The organism is Mesorhizobium loti (assembly GCF_013170705.1).
In the GTDB taxonomy this organism is placed as follows: Bacteria; Pseudomonadota; Alphaproteobacteria; order Rhizobiales; family Rhizobiaceae; genus Mesorhizobium; species Mesorhizobium loti_D.
This window is the reverse complement of record NZ_CP033334.1, coordinates 1,544,386-1,560,711: the sequence shown is the minus strand read 5'-3', so window position 1 is coordinate 1,560,711 and position 16,326 is coordinate 1,544,386. Positions and strand designations below refer to the sequence as shown.

Annotated in this window: 22 protein-coding genes; 10 read left to right on the top strand and 12 right to left on the bottom strand. The window is 62.9% G+C overall.

Annotation, left to right across the window (positions count from 1 at the left end; translation table 11 throughout):
• Positions 1 to 72 precede the first annotated feature (72 nt).
• Entirely contained in the window at positions 73 to 1,563 is a 1,491-nt protein-coding gene (locus tag EB815_RS07610; RefSeq protein ID WP_056575706.1) for an ArnT family glycosyltransferase, read from the bottom strand.
• 94 nt (positions 1,564 to 1,657) lie between these two features.
• The gene (locus EB815_RS07605) at positions 1,658 to 2,611 is read right to left on the bottom strand and encodes a ring-cleaving dioxygenase (protein WP_056575703.1); all 954 of its coding nucleotides are present in this window, start codon (positions 2,609 to 2,611) and stop codon (positions 1,658 to 1,660) included.
• A 299-nt stretch (positions 2,612 to 2,910) separates the two neighbouring features.
• Between EB815_RS07605 and EB815_RS07600 the strand changes: the two genes are divergently transcribed.
• The 4 genes from EB815_RS07600 (at position 2,911) to EB815_RS07585 (ending at position 5,074) form a co-directional block, all read left to right on the top strand.
• Positions 2,911 to 3,078 (top strand): hypothetical protein, encoded by a 168-nt coding sequence (locus EB815_RS07600; protein ID WP_081295019.1) that lies wholly within the window; start codon positions 2,911 to 2,913, stop codon positions 3,076 to 3,078.
• A gap of 139 nt (positions 3,079 to 3,217) precedes the next feature.
• Positions 3,218 to 3,808 (top strand): DJ-1/PfpI family protein, encoded by a 591-nt coding sequence (locus EB815_RS07595; RefSeq protein WP_056575700.1) that lies wholly within the window; start codon positions 3,218 to 3,220, stop codon positions 3,806 to 3,808.
• 66 nt (positions 3,809 to 3,874) lie between these two features.
• Positions 3,875 to 4,282 carry a hypothetical protein gene (locus EB815_RS07590; protein WP_056575697.1) on the top strand — a complete coding sequence of 136 codons (408 nt, stop codon included), beginning with the start codon at positions 3,875 to 3,877 and terminating at the stop codon, positions 4,280 to 4,282.
• 72 nt (positions 4,283 to 4,354) lie between these two features.
• The gene (locus EB815_RS07585) at positions 4,355 to 5,074 is read left to right on the top strand and encodes a helix-turn-helix transcriptional regulator (protein WP_056575694.1); all 720 of its coding nucleotides are present in this window, start codon (positions 4,355 to 4,357) and stop codon (positions 5,072 to 5,074) included.
• 55 nt (positions 5,075 to 5,129) lie between these two features.
• Here EB815_RS07585 and EB815_RS07580 read toward each other — a convergent pair whose 3' ends face one another.
• From EB815_RS07580 to EB815_RS07565, 4 genes are all read right to left on the bottom strand, one after another.
• Positions 5,130 to 5,822 (bottom strand): DUF1013 domain-containing protein, encoded by a 693-nt coding sequence (locus EB815_RS07580; RefSeq protein WP_044548374.1) that lies wholly within the window; start codon positions 5,820 to 5,822, stop codon positions 5,130 to 5,132.
• 180 nt (positions 5,823 to 6,002) lie between these two features.
• A complete protein-coding gene (locus EB815_RS07575; protein ID WP_056575691.1) occupies positions 6,003 to 7,085 on the bottom strand; it encodes a helix-turn-helix transcriptional regulator in 1,083 nt (360 codons plus the stop codon).
• A 339-nt stretch (positions 7,086 to 7,424) separates the two neighbouring features.
• On the bottom strand, positions 7,425 to 7,565 hold the full coding sequence (locus tag EB815_RS07570; RefSeq protein WP_064987068.1) for a DUF1127 domain-containing protein: 141 nt from the start codon (positions 7,563 to 7,565) through the stop codon (positions 7,425 to 7,427).
• Positions 7,566 to 7,770: 205 nt separating this feature from the next.
• Positions 7,771 to 8,781: an NAD(P)H-quinone oxidoreductase gene (locus EB815_RS07565; RefSeq protein ID WP_056575687.1), complete on the bottom strand. Its 1,011-nt coding sequence runs from the start codon at positions 8,779 to 8,781 to the stop codon at positions 7,771 to 7,773.
• Positions 8,782 to 8,903: 122 nt separating this feature from the next.
• On the opposite strand from EB815_RS07565, the gene EB815_RS07560 reads away from it, so the two are divergent.
• The 3 genes from EB815_RS07560 to EB815_RS07550 all read left to right on the top strand — a co-directional run bounded on the left by EB815_RS07560 (position 8,904) and on the right by EB815_RS07550 (position 10,730).
• On the top strand, positions 8,904 to 9,098 hold the full coding sequence (locus EB815_RS07560; RefSeq protein ID WP_056575684.1) for a DUF1192 domain-containing protein: 195 nt from the start codon (positions 8,904 to 8,906) through the stop codon (positions 9,096 to 9,098).
• A gap of 89 nt (positions 9,099 to 9,187) precedes the next feature.
• Positions 9,188 to 10,435 carry an MFS transporter gene (locus EB815_RS07555; protein WP_056575681.1) on the top strand — a complete coding sequence of 416 codons (1,248 nt, stop codon included), beginning with the start codon at positions 9,188 to 9,190 and terminating at the stop codon, positions 10,433 to 10,435.
• A gap of 31 nt (positions 10,436 to 10,466) precedes the next feature.
• Entirely contained in the window at positions 10,467 to 10,730 is a 264-nt protein-coding gene (locus tag EB815_RS07550) for an ArsR/SmtB family transcription factor (protein WP_056575678.1), read from the top strand.
• 35 nt (positions 10,731 to 10,765) lie between these two features.
• On the opposite strand, the gene EB815_RS07545 is transcribed toward EB815_RS07550, so the two are convergent.
• The 4 genes from EB815_RS07545 to EB815_RS07530 all read right to left on the bottom strand — a co-directional run bounded on the left by EB815_RS07545 (position 10,766) and on the right by EB815_RS07530 (position 13,200).
• Positions 10,766 to 11,230 carry an SRPBCC family protein gene (locus EB815_RS07545; protein ID WP_056576502.1) on the bottom strand — a complete coding sequence of 155 codons (465 nt, stop codon included), beginning with the start codon at positions 11,228 to 11,230 and terminating at the stop codon, positions 10,766 to 10,768.
• A gap of 11 nt (positions 11,231 to 11,241) precedes the next feature.
• Positions 11,242 to 11,577, bottom strand: a complete 336-nt coding sequence (locus EB815_RS07540) for an ArsR/SmtB family transcription factor (RefSeq protein ID WP_056575673.1) — start codon at positions 11,575 to 11,577, stop codon at positions 11,242 to 11,244.
• A gap of 5 nt (positions 11,578 to 11,582) precedes the next feature.
• Positions 11,583 to 12,239, bottom strand: a complete 657-nt coding sequence (locus EB815_RS07535) for a glutathione S-transferase family protein (protein ID WP_056575670.1) — start codon at positions 12,237 to 12,239, stop codon at positions 11,583 to 11,585.
• A 115-nt stretch (positions 12,240 to 12,354) separates the two neighbouring features.
• Positions 12,355 to 13,200, bottom strand: a complete 846-nt coding sequence (locus tag EB815_RS07530) for an alpha/beta fold hydrolase (RefSeq protein ID WP_056575668.1) — start codon at positions 13,198 to 13,200, stop codon at positions 12,355 to 12,357.
• 90 nt (positions 13,201 to 13,290) lie between these two features.
• Here EB815_RS07530 and EB815_RS07525 point away from each other — a divergent pair, with 90 nt between their 5' ends.
• The 3 genes from EB815_RS07525 to EB815_RS07515 all read left to right on the top strand — a co-directional run bounded on the left by EB815_RS07525 (position 13,291) and on the right by EB815_RS07515 (position 14,719).
• Entirely contained in the window at positions 13,291 to 13,812 is a 522-nt protein-coding gene (locus EB815_RS07525) for a winged helix-turn-helix transcriptional regulator (RefSeq protein ID WP_056575665.1), read from the top strand.
• 76 nt (positions 13,813 to 13,888) lie between these two features.
• Positions 13,889 to 14,122 carry a hypothetical protein gene (locus EB815_RS07520; RefSeq protein WP_056576497.1) on the top strand — a complete coding sequence of 78 codons (234 nt, stop codon included), beginning with the start codon at positions 13,889 to 13,891 and terminating at the stop codon, positions 14,120 to 14,122.
• Positions 14,123 to 14,287: 165 nt separating this feature from the next.
• Positions 14,288 to 14,719, top strand: coding sequence for a GlcG/HbpS family heme-binding protein (locus tag EB815_RS07515; protein WP_056575662.1), 432 nt, complete (start codon positions 14,288 to 14,290; stop codon positions 14,717 to 14,719).
• A 70-nt stretch (positions 14,720 to 14,789) separates the two neighbouring features.
• Here EB815_RS07515 and EB815_RS07510 read toward each other — a convergent pair whose 3' ends face one another.
• Positions 14,790 to 15,191 (bottom strand): hypothetical protein, encoded by a 402-nt coding sequence (locus EB815_RS07510; RefSeq protein WP_056575660.1) that lies wholly within the window; start codon positions 15,189 to 15,191, stop codon positions 14,790 to 14,792.
• 153 nt (positions 15,192 to 15,344) lie between these two features.
• Positions 15,345 to 16,298, bottom strand: a complete 954-nt coding sequence (locus tag EB815_RS07505; protein WP_056575656.1) for an agmatinase — start codon at positions 16,296 to 16,298, stop codon at positions 15,345 to 15,347.
• Positions 16,299 to 16,326: the final 28 nt, after the last annotated feature.

The window sequence follows — 16,326 nt, the reverse complement described above, 5'->3', positions numbered from 1 at the left end:
CCAGCAACGCGACCGGCTGTCAAAACCTGCTTATAAATCACCGGCCGAAGCCAGATGTTCCAGCGCATACCATCAGCGGACGATGCTTGCGGGGATGCAGGATCGCGCATTGCGCAGATCATAGATCCTAACCGTCGGCGCGACATAGCCATAGTTGCCATATGGCTTCGAAAATTGCACCACGACATGACCTTCGAGGCATTGGAACATGCCGGCAAGCTCATAAATTAGCGGATCCTGCGCTCTCAATCCTCCGCCACGCAGATATCGCTGAAACTTCAACGATACGAGGTAATCGGCCGACGAGAGATTGCTGTAGTCCCTGGTTTCCGGTGCCGGCTCTCCCATTGGATAGTCCACCACGAAACGCCTGATTTCCCGCTCTTCAAGGAAGCGCATCGCTGCAAAGCGTGTATCCGTTCCCCGGTCCAGGTTCGCGACATAGGCCATGCCGGCGTGCGCGCTGGCAACCATCGCAACAAGTCCAAGTCCGATTGCCACCGGCGTGCTTCGCAGCCCGATCGCCCTGGAGCAAGCGATGCCCGCAGCCAGCAGAAGGTAGACAACGACCGGCAGGATGTAACGCATGGAGCCGAAGAGTTTGAGCGGCGAAAGTTCGAGCAGGAAGAGCCAGATGAAGGCTCCGCCCGCGTAGGCGACAACATATCTGTTACGGTCGGCGATGATAGCGAAAGCGATCGCCCCAAGCGCGATCGCCGCGGTCGGGCTGGTGAGGCTGGGGATCAGATGGTAGCGGAAATGCATAAGCCCATAGCCCTCCCAGAACCACTCCTTGAGGTCGTGACCCGTTTCAGCATGCATCAGTTCCGAGCCAAGGCCTCTGATCACCGTTGAAAGGCCACTTCCGGCCTCGGTCAGCAGCGACGCGCCGAAGATCGCCAATATGGTAAGCGCGTCAGCGGCGACGATGATGGCGGTCTGCCTGAGACCGAGCCGGCAGTAGAAGATCGCCACGATGAAAAGAGCGAGGCTGTTGCCGGCGCCCACGTATTTCGCCGAGACGGCGAGGCCGAGCGCAAATCCGAAATAGACGAGATTGACTGAGTTGGCCTGCTCCCTCAGCCGCACGAGCGCATGCAGCCCGACACACAGGGCGAAGACCAGGACAGCGTCTTCCTTGAAGTAATGCGCATGAACCGCGATGGCTGGCGAGACCGCGAAAACGCAGGCCCACAGGAAGGCATTGATATCATCCGCGTAACGCCGCAACACGATGTAGAAGAGGATACTTGCCGCAACACAGGCCAACGCGCTGACACTTCGGCCAGCCAGCAAATAGTCATGTTCGTTCGACGCGCCGGAAAGCCATCCCGCGAAGCGGGCCAATACGATCAACAATGGCGGGTGTGCGTAATTGTGGTGCTGCCCCGCGGCAAACGCCACCTTGATCGACTCGTCCGGCTGGATCCCAAAAGGGAAGTCGAGATTGTAAAAGGCAAGCGACGCCGAGACTGCTGCCAGCACCAACATGGCCAACGCCTGCGAATCACTCCGTGTCAGGTCGGCGGCGGTGGCTGGCATAAGCGGCTGGCCGACAGTCATGGTCTCACAACGAACGAGAGGAATTTCGACAGCCGCTTTTTGCCCTGCATGGCGGCCGGCTGTCAAAGTACTCCTCTCGCCCGTCTGTCTTGAGTTACCTCAGCGGCTTGAGGCCGGCCTCGATCGAGGCGCGTTTCGGTTCGAGGAACGGCGGCAGGGCCAGGCTTTCGCCCAGCGTCTCCAGCGGCTCATCGGCGGTGAAGCCCGGCCCGTCCGTGGCAATCTCGAACAGGATGCCGTTTGGCTCGCGGAAATAGAGCGAGCGGAAGTAGTAGCGCTCGACCTCGCCGCTCGACGGCAGGCGGAATTCGCCCAGACGGGCGGTCCATTGATGCAGCGTCTCCTGGTCCGGCGCCCTGAAGGCGACGTGGTGAACCGCGCCGGCGCCTTGCCTTGCCGGCGCCAGGCCGGGCTGCACGGCGACATGAAGCTCCGCCGCCGGCCCGCCCGCGCCCATTTCGAAGACGTGGACCTGGCCCTCGCCGTCAGGGGAGGCATAGTCGCGGACCTTGCGCATGTTCATGACCCTGGTCAGCACCGCCTCGGTATTGGTGATGTCGGGGACGCTGATGACGATCGGCCCGAGCCCCCGGATCTGATGCTCGGCCGGTACCGGGCTTTGCGCCCAGGGGTGGCTGCCGCCCTTGCCGCCATCGCTGATCAGCCGCAGACGCTGGCCTTCAGGATCCTCGAAATCCAGGCCGGGATAGCCGCCGATGTCGGCAATCTCTCCTGTCTCAATGCTCTCAGCGGCCAGATGCTGCTTCCACCAGGCAAGGCTCTCCCGGCTGCCGACCCTGAGGCTGGTCCGCGCAATGCTGTGGGTGCCGCGTCGTTCGCGGCCAACCGGCCAGTCGAAGAAGGTGAGGTCCGTGCCCGGTGTCGCCTCACCGTCGGCATAAAAGAGGTGGTAGGCCGACGTATCGTCCTGGTTCACCGTCTTCTTGACCAACCGCAGGCCCAGCACCTTCGTGTAGAAGTGAAGATTGCCGGGTGCATTGGCGGTGATGGCGGTCAGATGGTGGATTCCTGTCAGTTGCAGGCTCATGGTCGTCTCCCTGTTTCTGGGGAAGAATTTTCTCCAGTCATATCAGAACTGCGGTCCCATCGCTGAAGGCCTTGTATCCCGACAGTCCGTCGCCGCGGATTGAACAACGACGCCCAGATAAGTACTCACAAAGTGAACAATCATCCTCCCGTGCACTGGTCGGTGACTGCGGTTCGAGGATGGCCTACCGAGGACCCGTGCCGGGCGGAACTATCGCCGCGAACCCTGCCATCCTCCTGACAGACTGCTGTCAGGAGGGGTGTGCGATACTGCCTTCAGTCAGAGAGAGGAGAATAGCCATGAACGGTTTCACCATTCTGCGCGGCATGCAGCACTATGTCGGCAAGGTTCGCACCATGCGCAACGAGATCCGCACGCAGCGTTTCATGAACGCACTGCCGGCGGACATCCGCAAGGATATCGGCTGGCCGGACATGTATGCGGAACGTCGCTCCCCCGGCAATTGAGGCGAATTTTTCGACGTTGATATTGGACATGGACGCGCCAATGCCCAGATATCGATGCATGTAACCCAAATGGCCTCCGGTTTCGGGGCCACGACATGCATCAAAATAAGCTATGGCGCGCCGGGGATGGAGCGAGCTTATGCCCGAACAGAAGACAATCGGCTTCCTCTTCATCGAAGGATTTGCCGACTGGGAGTATGGCCTGCTGGCGGCCTCGGCGGTTGAATGGTTCGGCGCCCGCACCGTGTCGCTGACGCCCGAAGGGAGGCCGGTGACCGGAATCAGCGGTTTTCGGCTGACGCCTGACCGCTCGGCCGGCGTTGAAGAGAATGCCGATCTCGATGCTGTCGCAGTCATCGGTTCCGACCAGTGGGCCGGCAAGGCGCCACCGGATGTCGCCGAACTGCTCAACGCCGTTGCAACGCGCGGCGGTGTCGTTGGCGGGATTTGCGCCGGCACGCTGGCGCTGGCTCGAGCCGGCATGTTCGAAGATGCCGGGCATACCAGCAATGGCCGCGACTGGATCAACGGTCATGAAGCCGGCTATGCGGGTGACAATAACTATCAGGACGTGCCGCACGCGATCGCGGACGGCAAGATCGTGTCGGCGCCGGGTTCGGCGCCAGGCACCTTTGCCCTCGCCTTTCTGAAGACGCTCTATCCGGAAAGAAGCAGCGATTTCGCACAGATGCGGACGCTGTTCGCCAGGGAATATGCTGAAGCCTCCTGACAGTATGCTGTCAGGAGGCGCGTGCAATGGTGAAACAATGCGCAGGGCCGGCCGAGAGGACGATCGATGAAAAGCTGGAACGACAAGCTGAACACGCCTGGCATCAACGGCGTGAAACCAACGCCGCGCACGGTGGGAGATGTCATCGAAGGCCAGCCGATGCTGGTGCCGACCGCACGCCAGGTCGATGACTTCATCCGCTCGATTCCCGAAGGCGTCGAGATGGACGTCCGTGCGTTGCGCACGGCGCTTGCCGTCGAACACGGTGCCGAAGTGACATGCCCGGTCACCATCGGCTATCATCTGCGCACGGTTGCCGAAGCCGCCAAGGAAGACCTCGAGCGCGGCATGACGCTGAGCGACATCGCTCCCTTCTGGCGCGTGCTCGATGCCAAGACGCCGACAACAAAGAAACTGTCCTTTGGCGCGGAGTTCGTTGCCGCGCAGCGCAAGCGCGAGGGACTGAAGCCGTAATGCATGTCATCTGCAAGTGGATCCCGTCTGGGAGCCACGGCATGCACGGGAAAACCACTGGGGAAGCAAACGATGCGCCGCGCCGACAGGCTCTTTCAGATCGTGCAGCATTTGCGGGGTGGCCGTCTGGTCACCGCCCAGAAGCTCGGCACGTGGCTCGAGGTTTCCGAGCGAACAATCTACCGCGACATAGCCGACCTGCAGTCGACCGGGGTCCCGATCGACGGCGAGGCCGGTGTTGGCTACATGATGAGGGAAGGTTTCGACCTTCCGCCGCTGATGTTCACGCGTGACGAGATCGTGGCGCTGGTTGCCGGCGCGCGCATGGTGCGCGCCTTTGGCGGCGCCGCCATGGCACGCGCCGCCGACGAGGCGCTGGTCAAGATCGGTGCCGTGCTGCCCGATACCGAAAAAGACCGCATCGCCCGCACCGAGATCCATACACCGATGTGGGTGGTCAGCGACGCCGCCCGCGAGGCGATCGACCTGATCGAGCGTGCGGTCGAGAAGCGCCAGGTGCTGACCATTGACTACTCGGACGAGGCCGGCCGCGGCACCGCGCGCGACATCAGGCCGCTCGGCCTCTGGTTCTGGGGCAAGGTGTGGACGCTGGTCGCCTGGTGCGAGATGCGCGACGACTTCCGCGCCTTCCGCATTGACCGCATCGCCTCGGTGGTGATCGCCGGCCGCATCTTCAAGCCGGAGCGCGGCAAGCAGCTTGCCGACTTCTACCGGGCGGTGGAGCGCAGCGAGGATTACGGCATGGCGCCGGACCGCGTGGCGCGAAGCTGAGATCGCCCATAAAAAAGCCCGCTCGAAGCGGGCTTTTTTTGGTCTGTCGAGACCCTTACTCGTCGTCTGCGTCCTCGTTCTTCGACTTCAGCGCCGAGAGCTTGGCGAACACGGCATTGGCGTCGAGTTCGGCATCCTCGTCCTTCGGCTTTTCGGGAGCCGGCACCAGCCGCTCGGTCAGGGCGGCGGGCAGCAGCGTATCGCCGACCGGCTGCGCCTGCTCGCGGCCGCGCGAGGCGCGGTTGACTTCCATGTCGAGGTCGATCTGCGACGCAAGGCCCAGCGTCACCGGATCCATCGGCTGCAGATTGGCCGAGTTCCAGTGCTTGCGTTCGCGGATCTGCTCGATCGTCGACTTGGTGGTGCCGACGAGACGCGAAATCTGCGCGTCCTTGAGTTCGGGATGGTTGCGCACCAGCCAAAGGATGGCGTTCGGCCGGTCCTGGCGCTTCGACAATGGTGTGTAGCGCGGACCCTTGCGCTTGGATTCCGGCACCCGCACCTTGGGGTCGGAAAGCTTCAGCCGCTGGTTCGGATCCTTCTCGGCGCGCGCGATCTCGTCGCGGGTCAGCTGGCCGGTCATGATCGGGTCCATGCCCTTGATGCCTTGCGCCGATTCGCCATCGGCGATCGCCTTGACCTCGAGCGGATGCAGCCCGCAGAACTGCGCGATCTGCTCAAAGGAGAGCGCGGTGTTGTCGACCAGCCAGACGGCGGTCGCCTTGGGCATCAGCAGCGTATTGGCCATTTTAAAAATCCTTCTCGTTCGCCCGCGTTCCCGCGCGGGCGGTGGTTTAGAGCCACCAAAATGGGAAATTCGCGGCCTGTATAACCGTTCCCTTGCCGTTTCGCAATGTTTTTGGAGGCGCGGCGGCCTCAATACGTTCGGGGGCCAGCGAGCGCATTAATGCCCAAACCGCCGGCGACCTCAACCAAAGGGTCCGGCGCTTTTGAGCAGGGCCACGAGCTGGCTTTGCTGGCGTGTCCCGGTCTTGGCGAATATTCGCTCCAGATAGGTCCGGGCGGTTTTTTCGGTGATGTTGGAGCCGGCTGCGGCGGCCTTGAGCGCGTGGCCTTGCGACAGCGCCGTGGCCAGCCGTGCTTCGGCTGGCGTCAGATCGAACAATCCGGCAAGCAGTGTTGGCGAAGGCACGACCGAGCTGGCGCTGAGCGCCGTCGCCGCCACCAGAATGTCGGCGCCTGAAAAGATCTCATGCGCCGAACGGCGCAACGGCAGCATGTGCAGAACCATCGGCCGCCGGCCGTCCACGCCTTGCACCGGTATGGAACGGACTGTCGGCTCCATGTCGTTGCGCGCGGCGACGACAGCCTGCTGGAACAGCCGGTTGGCCTCGGCATCGGCAATGGCCAAGCCGCCAAAGGCTGTAGGCAGGAACAGGGAGGACAGGCCGTCGAACAGTGCGTTAGCGAGCATCACCCGTCCTTTCAGCGACAGGACAGCCGCCGGCAGGCCCATCGCCGTCATGGCGGCAACTGTTCCTTCGGCGCGTTCAAGGCCGAGCCGCCCCGCTATCAGGCCGGCACGCGCCATGGCTGGCCGGAGACTGTCGAGCACGTCCAGGCTCCTTTGGTCGTAGTCGCCTTCACCGAGCCGTCGCTGGAAAACGAAAATCGCCAGCTCGCCGCTGGGCATCGGTATCGCGGTGCAGGCATGCGCGCCGATGCCCATGGCGCGAAGCCGTTTGCGGACCGGATCGTTCTCGATCTCGTCGGGCGTGAGGAAAGCCTCAACGTCGACGAAGCTCGCCGGCTGCAGCGCGCACATGCGCGAAACCGCCGCCGAAAACTGCAGCGCGTCGCTCGCCAGCAATTCGCCTTGCAGATCCTGCAGGAACGCTATCGCCCTGCCGCGCGCGGGCTGGTCGTCACCGAACAGAAACACGGCGCCACCCACGGAACCGGATACGGAATCGATATCCTCCAGCACATCAGGCCAGAGGTCTGGCACGAAGGCCGCCTCGTAGATTCTGTTCGTCAGATCGTCGAGCATGGGCAAGAAGCCTTTCCGGGCAAGCAACTTGCCAGGCCCGAACAATCAACGCTTCAGGCCGACCGATCTTCCCCCGTGGTCAAGCATGCCACGGCGGCAACCATGGTCAATAAGCAAGATGCCGAAGAGCGGTCGGCTTGAGCAGCACCATTGAACTGCCTCCTGCCGCTTGCAACGCGACGCGCCCTCTTTTGGAACCGGCAAGCCAATCACCCGGATCCCCAAAAGACAAAACCCGCTGGACTGGGTCCAGCGGGTTCGGAACCGGAGACGGGAAGCGTCTGCGACGGCTCTGCTTCTCGGCAAGTGCACGGCCTTGCGGCCGGGTCGTGCTTGAGATCAGATCGCCTGGCGGGCGATCCGTTCGATGTCGGCACGGTTGATGCCGAGGTCGCTGAGCTGACGCGCGTTGAGACGGTTCAGTTCGCGCACGGTCTCGTTGTACATGCGCCAGTTACGGAAAGCGCGGATCGGGTTCATGATGGTCCTCCTGATGGGGTGTTCGTTTCGATGCTGCACAGATAGTGATCATCGATGAGGACTTGAACGGCCGATTTTGCATAGCAATGATGCAAATGCTGCATTGCACCATTAAGCTTCTGTTCATCTTGTAGGCAGGGAGGAGCTGTCTCCGGACGTGTCGGGATTCCCGGTCAGGCCGGCCTCACCTGGATATCGGCACGTACTAGCCGACGTCGAGCACGATCTTGCCGATATGTTCGCCCTCCTCCATCCGCTCATGCGCGCGCCAGGCATCCGTGAGCGGGTAGATCATGTCCATGACCGGAGCGACCTGGCGCGTGCCGAGCAGCGGCCAGACCTGCGCCTCCAGCGCCGCCGCGATCGCCGCCTTGAACTCGACGGTGCGCGGCCGCAGCGTCGAACCCGTATGGGTCAGCCGCTTGACCATGATCTTGGAAAAGTCGGCACTGGCCACGGCGCCCGCCTGCACCGCGATCTGGACGATGCGGCCCTCGACGGCGGCGGCCTCGTAGTTGCGCTGGACATAGTCGCCGCCGACCATGTCGAGGATGACATTGGCGCCCTTGCCGTCCGTCGCCTCCTTCACCGCCTTGACGAAGTCCTCCTCGCGATAGTTGATCGCCCGGTCGGCGCCGAGCTTCCGGCAGGCATCACATTTCTCCTTGGATCCGGCGGTGGTGATGACATGGGTGCCGAAAGCAGAGGCAAGCTGGATCGCGGTCGTGCCGATGCCGGACGAGCCGCCATGCACAAGCAGCGTCTCGCCTTTCTTCAGGCCGCCGCGTTCGAAGACATTGTGCCAGACCGTGAAATAGTTTTCCGGCACCGCCGCCGCTTCCGTATGGGTGAAGCCCGCGGGCAGCGGCAACACGCTGCCGGTGTGAACCTTGACATATTCGGCATAACCGCCGCCGGGGGTGAGCGCGCAGACCCGTTCGCCGATGCGCCAGCGCGACACCTCGTCGCCAAGCGCGGCCACTTCGCCCGAGACCTCGAGGCCCGGCAGGTCCGATGCGCCGGGCGGTGGCGGATAGGCCCCCTTGCGCTGCTGCACGTCGGGCCGGTTGACGCCGGCGGCATGCACCTTGATCAGGATCTCGCCGGGACCTGGCTGGGGCACGTCGCGGGTTTCCGGTTTCAGCACCCGTGGGCCGCCCGGCTCCGAGATCGCGATCGCTGTCATCCTTGCCGGAATTTTCTGTCCGCTCGCCATGAACTTTCCCGTCTTTCCTCGCCGCGTTCTTACCGGCTGTTTGCATCGACACCCTTGCCCTATGTATGCTCATTGCCAAATCAGGCAAATGGCCAATCTGGTATGGCGGAGGAGGAGCAACCATGGCGATCTTCGACGACGAACCCAAGAAGAAGGCGCGTCCGCACGAGATCGGGCAGGACCTGTCGCTGCTCTCCGTTGGCGAATTGTCGGAGCGCATCGGCATCCTGCGAGACGAAATCGCCCGGCTGGAGGCCGAACTCAAGGCCAAGGACAACACCAAATCGGTCGCCGAGGCGCTGTTCCGCCGCGGATAGGCGATGGGCGCAACGGCCCGCCGCCGAAAAGCCCGAATGCGACTGTCTTCAGACCTTGCGTCCCTCCCAGAGTCCAGCCGGATCAAAAAATGCTCGCATCCTACAGGCCGATCCTCTCCCTGCTTCGCGGCACTGCCTTCCTGCTGGCTGCATCGGGCCTGCATGGGCTGCTGTTGCCCTTGCGCGGCCAGGTGGAAGGGTTTTCGACAGCCTCGCTTGGCCTGATGGGCACGGCCTGGGCCGGTGGCTTCGTCACCGGCTGCTTTTTTGCACCGCGCATCGTCCGCCGCGCCGGGCATGTGCGCGCTTTCGGCGCCTTTGCCGCGTCCGGTGCCATCGTGGCGCTGCTCACCGGCCTGGTCATCGACGAATATGTCTGGATCCTGCTGCGCGCTTTCACCGGCTTCACCATGGCCGGCGCCTTCATGGTCATCGAAAGCTGGCTGAACGAGAAAGCCACGAACGAGAACCGCGGCACCGTCTTCGGCCTCTATATGATGGTCACCTATGCCTCGATCATGGGAGGCCAGATGATCGTCGCCGGCGGCGATGTGAAGTCGGCGTCGCTGTTCATGATCACCGGCATCCTGTTCTGCCTGTCGCTGATCCCGACCGCGGTTTCGACGGCCTCGCACCCCAAACCGCTGCAGGACGTCAAACTCGACGTCAAGGGGCTCTACGCCAACTCGCCGGTGTCGGCGATCGCCTGCCTGCTGATCGGCATCGCCAACGGCGCCTGGGGAACGCTTGGTGCGGTCTACGGCGCCCGCATTGGTATTTCCACCGCCGAGATCGCCCTGATGATGAGCCTTGTGGTCGTCGCCGGCGCCGCCATGCAACTGCCGGCGGGGCGTCTGTCCGACAAGACCGACCGGCGTTTCGTACTGGCCGGTGCGGCTTTCGGCGCGGCCCTGTTCGCCCTCATGATCTTCCTGTTCGAACCGCGCTCCGGCATCTTCGTCATCGTCTTCACCGCTGCCTACGGCGCTTTCGCCTACACGCTCTATTCGATCGCCGTGGCGCATGCCAACGACCACGCCCGTGCCGAGGATTTCGTCAAGGTATCGGGCGGCCTGCTGCTGCTTTACGGCTTTGGCACCATGATCGGCCCTTTGCTGGCGGCGGCGCTGATGGGCTGGATGCGCCCGGAAGGCCTGTTCCTGGCGACCGCCTTCGCGCATCTGTCGCTGGCCGGCTACACGCTGCTGCGCATCAGCCGCCGCGCTCCGGTGCCGATCGGAGATCGCGACGCCTTCAAGACGCAACCGGCCGACCGCTCGCTGACGCCGGAAGCATTGCGGCTTGATCCAAGAAGAAAAGAAGAAACAGACAGTTGAGATTTGAAAAACTTTGCCTCACAAATAAGGCATGATGTTTTCCGACGCCTTCATGGCGATCGCCGACCCCAATCGGCGCCATCTTCTGGAAGAACTTCGACGCGGTCCGAAGACCGTCAACGAATTGGCGGCCGGGCTGCCAGTGTCGCGCCCAGCCGTTTCACAGCATCTGAAAGTGTTGCTCGACGCCGGGCTGGTCAACGCCAAGGCCGAAGGCACGCGGCGTGTCTACACGATAAGCAACGCCGGCTTCCTGAAGCTCAACATCTGGCTTGATCAATTCTGGGAGGCCTGATCCAGCGCCCTCAACCTTCGACAGCGCCCCGATGATCAGGTCTGTACATGCAGGAAGGCGCCAAGCGCGTCGAGCAGTTCGCCCGTTCCGTGCTCACGCGTGGCCGGCGTGTCGTGGCCGTCGAGGAAGGCCCCCTGCTCCGTCATCACAAGCCGCGTGCCACCGCTTTCCGCCATGAGCTCGATTGTCGCCAGTGACACCGAGACGCGGGTTTCGCCGAACAGCAGCTCATAGCTGTAGACGATGCGGCTGTCCGGCACGATGTCCTGATAGACCGCGTTGAAGAAATGCATCTGCCCATCGCTCGGACAGCCGGCATTGGTCTCCTTGCCGCCGACGCGGAAGTCCATTTCGTGTCCGCTGGGCATCGGGTCGTGGGGATCGACGAACCATCGCCGCTTGGCATCAGGATTGCTGAGCGCGAAGAAGACTCTCGCAGGTGCCGCCGGATAGAAGCGCTCGACGACAAAGGTGGAATGGACGACGGATCGTTGGGTCATTGAAGCCTCCTTCATGTTTTGTCACTGGTCTCGGCGAGAAAATCGCCGAGCCGGTCCAGCCGGCGTTCCCAGGCGTTTCGCCGCTCGTTGATCCAATGCTCGGCCGCTCTCAACGCCTTCGGCTCGATCTGGCAGGTGCGCACCCGTCCCAGTTTTTCCGAGCGCACCAGGCCGCTCGCCTCCAGCACGTTGAGATGCTGGACCACGGCCGACAGCGACATCGCCAGCGGCTCGGCCAGTTGGCTGACAGAGGCGGGGCCCCGCGACAGCCGGTCGACCATCTGCCGTCGCGCCGGATCGGCAAGCGCCTGGAACATCAGGTCGAGCTGGGCGGAATCGTGCAGCATCCCGGTTAGCCGTTGTTGTAAGGGAAGAACTTGAAGTAGGGCTGCGCCTCCTCGATCACCCTGGCGAAGGCAGGGCGCTGCAGCAGCCGGTCGTGATAGCGCTTCACGGCCGGATATCTGTCGCCGAACGGCTCGACCTTGTTGGCATAGAAGAGTGCTGGAGATGCCGCGCAATCGGCCAGGCTGAAGGCATTACCCACCGCCCAGCTGTGCGACTGCATCTCCTGTTCGATGATGGCATAGGAGGTACGCAGCTGGCCGCGCGCCTGCTCGACACCGAACGGATCGGTCCTGTCCTGCGGACGCAACCGGTCGCCGACGATCTTCTGCATCGGCTCCTGCACATAGAAATCATAGAAGCGGTCGGACTGGCGGACGGCCAGCGCCAGATCGACGTCGGCGGGAACGAGTTCGACCGGCCCCGGATAATGCGCGGCCAGATATTCGACGACGATGGTCGATTCCAGCAGCGTGCGGTCGCGCGTATCGTCGCGCAGCGCCGGCATCTTGCCGGTCGGCGATATCTTGAGGAAGGCCGCGCGCGATCGCTCGTCGCCGAGATCGACGATGACCGGGTTGAAGGCGGTGCCGTTCTCGTAAAGCGCGATCAGCGGCTTCCAGCAGAAGGAGGCCAGGGGATGGAAATGCAACATCAGGGACATTCTTTGCTCGCCTGTTTCTGGTTCGCCGATGGGTAGGAGCCGGATGCCCGGCCAAGCCAACACTGAAGTATTTACTTCACTATTGTGTCAGGCCTTGCCCGTCAAGCCCGGCACATCAGGTCCCCTGGTTGGACCTGATGTGCATGACTATGGCGGCCGATATCGCGGGCCAGTCCTGAGGATGCAGTTCATGGCCGCCGCCGTCGACACGAAGGAATTTCGCGCCGGCGACTGCCTCGGCCAGCGCCTCGCCATGCTCGACCGGAAAAACGGGATCGGCCGTGCCATGGATGACCAGCAGCGGAGCTTGCATCTCGTGCAGGCGGCCCTTCCACTCGGCGCCGCCCTTGAGCGAGAAATGATTGGTCGCGCTCAGGAACCCGCCGGATCGATCGTAATCCTGTTCGATGAAGGCTCTCATCCCGAGCTCGTCGAATGGATGGGCGATGCTGGCGATCGCCTTGGTATCCCTGACCATGAAGTCGATCACCTGGCGGCGGTCCGTCCAGTCGACGTCGGCGCCCTCGGCCGAATGCTCGATATAGGCGTCGCTCATCCTTGGCAGATGCGAGGTGTCCATCCCCATCGGCGAGCTGCTGATCACGGTCAGCGATGCAACACGGGAGGAGTGCCTGAGCGCTACCATTTGCCCGATCATGCCGCCCATCGACATACCGGCGACATGGGCCTTGCCGATGCCATGACTGTCGAGCACGCCAATCGCATCGTCCGCCATGTCATCGAATGTGTAGGGCGGCTCGCCAGGCGGATATTTGGTCGAGCGCCCGGTATCGCGATTGTCGTAGCGGATCACGTACAGCCCGGCATCCGCCAACTCCCGGCAGAATGCCGCCGGCCACCACAGCATCGAAGCCATCGCGCCCATGATCAGCAGCAGCGGAGGATTTTTGGGGGCGCCGAAGGTTTCGGACTGGATCACGGGACGGTCGATCGTCGTCATTGTATGCCTCCAAACTGATTGCATTTTGCAATCAGTTGCACCATAATAAAACTGATACGATAATGCAACTGGTTTTATGGAGAGAATCGAATGAGCCTCGATCGCCGGTCCGGCTGCCCGATCAACCTGTCGCTGGAAGTGTTCGGCGACCGCTGGAGCCTGATCATCCTGCGTGACATGATTTTCGGCGGCAGGCGTCATTTTCGCGAGCTGCTCAACGGATCGATGGAAGGCATTGCCTCAAATATCCTCGCCGACCGGTTGAAGCGGTTGATGGAGCTTGGCATGCTGACCAAGGCCGACGACCCCTCGCACAAGCAGAAGGCGATCTACAGCCTGACCGAGATGGCCATCACGCTGGTGCCGATCCTCGCCCATCTTGGCGCCTGGGGGCGGGTCTGGCTGCCGACCAGCGAGGAACTCTCGATCCGCGCCGAGCTCCTGGAAAAGGGCGGACCGCCATTGTGGGAGAAATTCATGGACGAGTTGCGCCATGAGCATCTCGGCACGCCGCTCGACAAAGCGTCTGGCCCTTCTGTCCGCGCGACCCTGCAGGCCGCCTATGAAGCCGTGGTCGCCGGCAAGGCTCTCGGCGCCAGCCCGGCCGCGTGACCAACTATTTTCCCCGCTAAGAGGCCGGCTCTGCTAGAAGAAGCGGAAACCACAATTCACGGGATTGGATAAGGTCTTGGTTGAGAACTCTCGGGATGCCGCCCGCGCGCGCGCCGATTTGCGCTTCAAGAAGCAGGAAGAAGCGGCCACCGTCCGCCAGAAAGCGATGGCGGAATACGCCGCGGAGAGTGATGCCCGCAAGGCCAAGACCGACAAGTTGCGGGCGCTGCGGCTCGCCAAGGAAGCCGAAGACCTCGCCAACGCGCCGGCAGTGCCAGCCAAGAAGCCTGCGCGCGCCAAGAAGAAATAGCGCGCCGCTCTCCGGCGAACCGACGCTGCTCGGATACATCAGCTACACCATCCAGACAGCCCCGGCCTTCATTCCATCGCTTCGCAAGAAGCAATTTCAACCGAAACCGGGATTGCTTCGTGCGGCCGGCCCCCGATCATTGTCCTTTTCAAACAGGAGATTGCCATGACCGCACTGCCGCTCGAAAAAGCCCGTCAAATCATCGATGCCGCCTTCGCCAAGGGTGCCGATCTCAAGCTCAAGCCGCTGGGTGTCTCGGTGCTTGACGCCGGCGGCCATCTGGTCGCCTTCCAGCGTCAGGACGGCGCCTCGTTCCTGCGCCCGCAAATGTCGGCGGGCAAGGCTTATGGCGCACTGGCCATCGGCATGGGCTCACGTAAGGTCGAGGCCTTCGCCAAGGAGCGCCCCCATCTGGTCGCCGGCATTTCCGATGTGTCGGGCGGACGCGTACTTGCTGTGGTCGGCGGCGTGCTGATCCGCGACAAGGCCGGCACCATCATCGGCGCCGTCGGCATTTCCGGCGATACCTCGGACAATGACGAGGCCGCGGCCATAGCCGGCATCGAGGCGGCCGGCTTTACCGCCGACCCAGGCTGAGCGCCGGGGACGCGGCGGACGTTTCCGCCAACTGTCGGTACAAGCGCCCGTCAAACTTCCACGCTGAGACCTAGTTCAGGTTGATGTCCCGGCTCGCCGACCGTATCGACACCGCGAACCCGGCAAGCACATCGAACAGCGCGATGATCATCAGCGTGAAGAAGATGGAATGCGCCGCGCCCTTGACCAGCAGGAACTCGACCAGGAAGGCGACGAAGACCAGCGTCGACAGAAGGTGGTCCATGATCGAAGCGCCGGTCGTGCGCGCCGCCTTCACCATTTCGAGGAACAGGAAGATCAGCCCGAGCAGCACCATCAGGTCGCCAAGCGTCATCGAGAATACCCCACCCGACATCATGCGGAACGAGAAGATCTCACTCGCCCATGGATCGTCGCCGCCGCCGAATATACCCAGCAGGCCGAGATTATAGAGAATGAAAGGCACGATCAAAAGCGGGACGGCACCGAACATCTGGCGTCTCCAAAGGGGCACCTTCTGTAGAATGCGCCGCAGGCACGCCGTCAAGATTTTTCGTGCGCAGCCGCAAACACGGTCGAAGACCGGATGAAACAAGCATGTCAGCCGGTTGCCCGGCTGACATGGAGCAAACGAGAGATAAAAGGCTCAGCGCTTGAAGTAGCCGGCACGCACGGCGGCGCCGATGACGTTGAGGACGATATGGCCGGCCGTCATCGAGGTGATCTCGTTGACATCGCGCGCCGGCGCGATCTCGACGATATCCATGCCGACGAGACGGCCCTTGCCGACCAGCCCCTTGATCAGTTCGATCGTCTGGCGGTAGCTGATACCGCCCGGCTGCGGGCCCTCCACCGCTGGCATGACCGCAGGGTCAAGTCCGTCGGCGTCGATGGTAAGGTAGTAGCGGCCGCCGTCCGGAATGCGCTTGAGCAGCGCGGCGGTGCCGATATCCTGCCATTCGTCGGTGGTGATGATGTTGGCGCCGTAGGCGCGGGCCGCCTCCACCTCCTCGGTGCGCGCACTGCCCTGGCCGCGAATGCCGACCTGGAAGATATCCTTGATATGCGCCATCTCCGAGGCCCGCCGGATGGTGCTGGAATAACCTTCCTTGACGCCGTTGACATTGTCGCGCCAGTCGAGATGGGCATCGAGCTGCACCAGCGTGATCGGGCCTTCGCCGTCGAGCGCCCGGAAGATCGGGATCGGAATGCCGTGGTCGCCGCCGATGGTGATCGGCAGTGCGCCGGCGGCGAGGACCTTGCGGATCGCCGCCTCGGCCCTGCCGTAGTGCCCGACATGATCGGCGGCATTGCCCGGCACGTCACCGACATCGACCACCTTGATGTCCTGGCCGGCGAAGACCGGCCCGCCAATGTCGAAATCATAGCGGTCGAGCGCCTGGCTGATGCGCTGCGAGGCGCGCCGTACCGCCGTCGGCGCGTTGGTCTGGTCGTTGATCAGCTCGTCGATCGTGTAGGGATCGCCATAGGGCATGCCTATGATGGCGACATCGGCCTTGAGCGTGTCGAGATCCTCGACCAGCGGGAAGTTCAGGAATGTCTGGAAGACATCGCGCGGCGCGGTGGTGAGTTTGGACATGGGGTCTCCTCTGTGTTGAAGGCTTTTT

Excerpts from the sequence above, each read along its gene's own strand:
- EB815_RS07530 (WP_056575668.1), bottom strand. The coding sequence starts at position 13,200 with ATGACGACGATCGACCGTCCCGTGATCCAGTCCGAAACCTTCGGCGCC.
- EB815_RS07580 (WP_044548374.1), bottom strand. The coding sequence starts at position 5,822 with ATGGCCAATACGCTGCTGATGCCCAAGGCGACCGCCGTCTGGCTGGTC.
- EB815_RS07565 (WP_056575687.1), bottom strand. The coding sequence starts at position 8,781 with ATGGCGAGCGGACAGAAAATTCCGGCAAGGATGACAGCGATCGCGATC.
- EB815_RS07605 (WP_056575703.1), bottom strand. The coding sequence starts at position 2,611 with ATGAGCCTGCAACTGACAGGAATCCACCATCTGACCGCCATCACCGCC.
- EB815_RS07540 (WP_056575673.1), bottom strand. The coding sequence starts at position 11,577 with ATGCTGCACGATTCCGCCCAGCTCGACCTGATGTTCCAGGCGCTTGCC.
- EB815_RS07525 (WP_056575665.1), top strand. The coding sequence starts at position 13,291 with ATGAGCCTCGATCGCCGGTCCGGCTGCCCGATCAACCTGTCGCTGGAA.
- EB815_RS07595 (WP_056575700.1), top strand. The coding sequence starts at position 3,218 with ATGCCCGAACAGAAGACAATCGGCTTCCTCTTCATCGAAGGATTTGCC.
- EB815_RS07510 (WP_056575660.1), bottom strand. The coding sequence starts at position 15,191 with ATGTTCGGTGCCGTCCCGCTTTTGATCGTGCCTTTCATTCTCTATAAT.
- EB815_RS07570 (WP_064987068.1), bottom strand. The coding sequence starts at position 7,565 with ATGAACCCGATCCGCGCTTTCCGTAACTGGCGCATGTACAACGAGACC.
- EB815_RS07590 (WP_056575697.1), top strand. The coding sequence starts at position 3,875 with ATGAAAAGCTGGAACGACAAGCTGAACACGCCTGGCATCAACGGCGTG.
- EB815_RS07550 (WP_056575678.1), top strand. The coding sequence starts at position 10,467 with ATGATGTTTTCCGACGCCTTCATGGCGATCGCCGACCCCAATCGGCGC.
- EB815_RS07515 (WP_056575662.1), top strand. The coding sequence starts at position 14,288 with ATGACCGCACTGCCGCTCGAAAAAGCCCGTCAAATCATCGATGCCGCC.
- EB815_RS07545 (WP_056576502.1), bottom strand. The coding sequence starts at position 11,230 with ATGACCCAACGATCCGTCGTCCATTCCACCTTTGTCGTCGAGCGCTTC.
- EB815_RS07575 (WP_056575691.1), bottom strand. The coding sequence starts at position 7,085 with ATGCTCGACGATCTGACGAACAGAATCTACGAGGCGGCCTTCGTGCCA.
- EB815_RS07555 (WP_056575681.1), top strand. The coding sequence starts at position 9,188 with ATGCTCGCATCCTACAGGCCGATCCTCTCCCTGCTTCGCGGCACTGCC.
- EB815_RS07505 (WP_056575656.1), bottom strand. The coding sequence starts at position 16,298 with ATGTCCAAACTCACCACCGCGCCGCGCGATGTCTTCCAGACATTCCTG.
- EB815_RS07535 (WP_056575670.1), bottom strand. The coding sequence starts at position 12,239 with ATGTCCCTGATGTTGCATTTCCATCCCCTGGCCTCCTTCTGCTGGAAG.
- EB815_RS07560 (WP_056575684.1), top strand. The coding sequence starts at position 8,904 with ATGGCGATCTTCGACGACGAACCCAAGAAGAAGGCGCGTCCGCACGAG.
- EB815_RS07585 (WP_056575694.1), top strand. The coding sequence starts at position 4,355 with ATGCGCCGCGCCGACAGGCTCTTTCAGATCGTGCAGCATTTGCGGGGT.
- EB815_RS07600 (WP_081295019.1), top strand. The coding sequence starts at position 2,911 with ATGAACGGTTTCACCATTCTGCGCGGCATGCAGCACTATGTCGGCAAG.
- EB815_RS07610 (WP_056575706.1), bottom strand. The coding sequence starts at position 1,563 with ATGACTGTCGGCCAGCCGCTTATGCCAGCCACCGCCGCCGACCTGACA.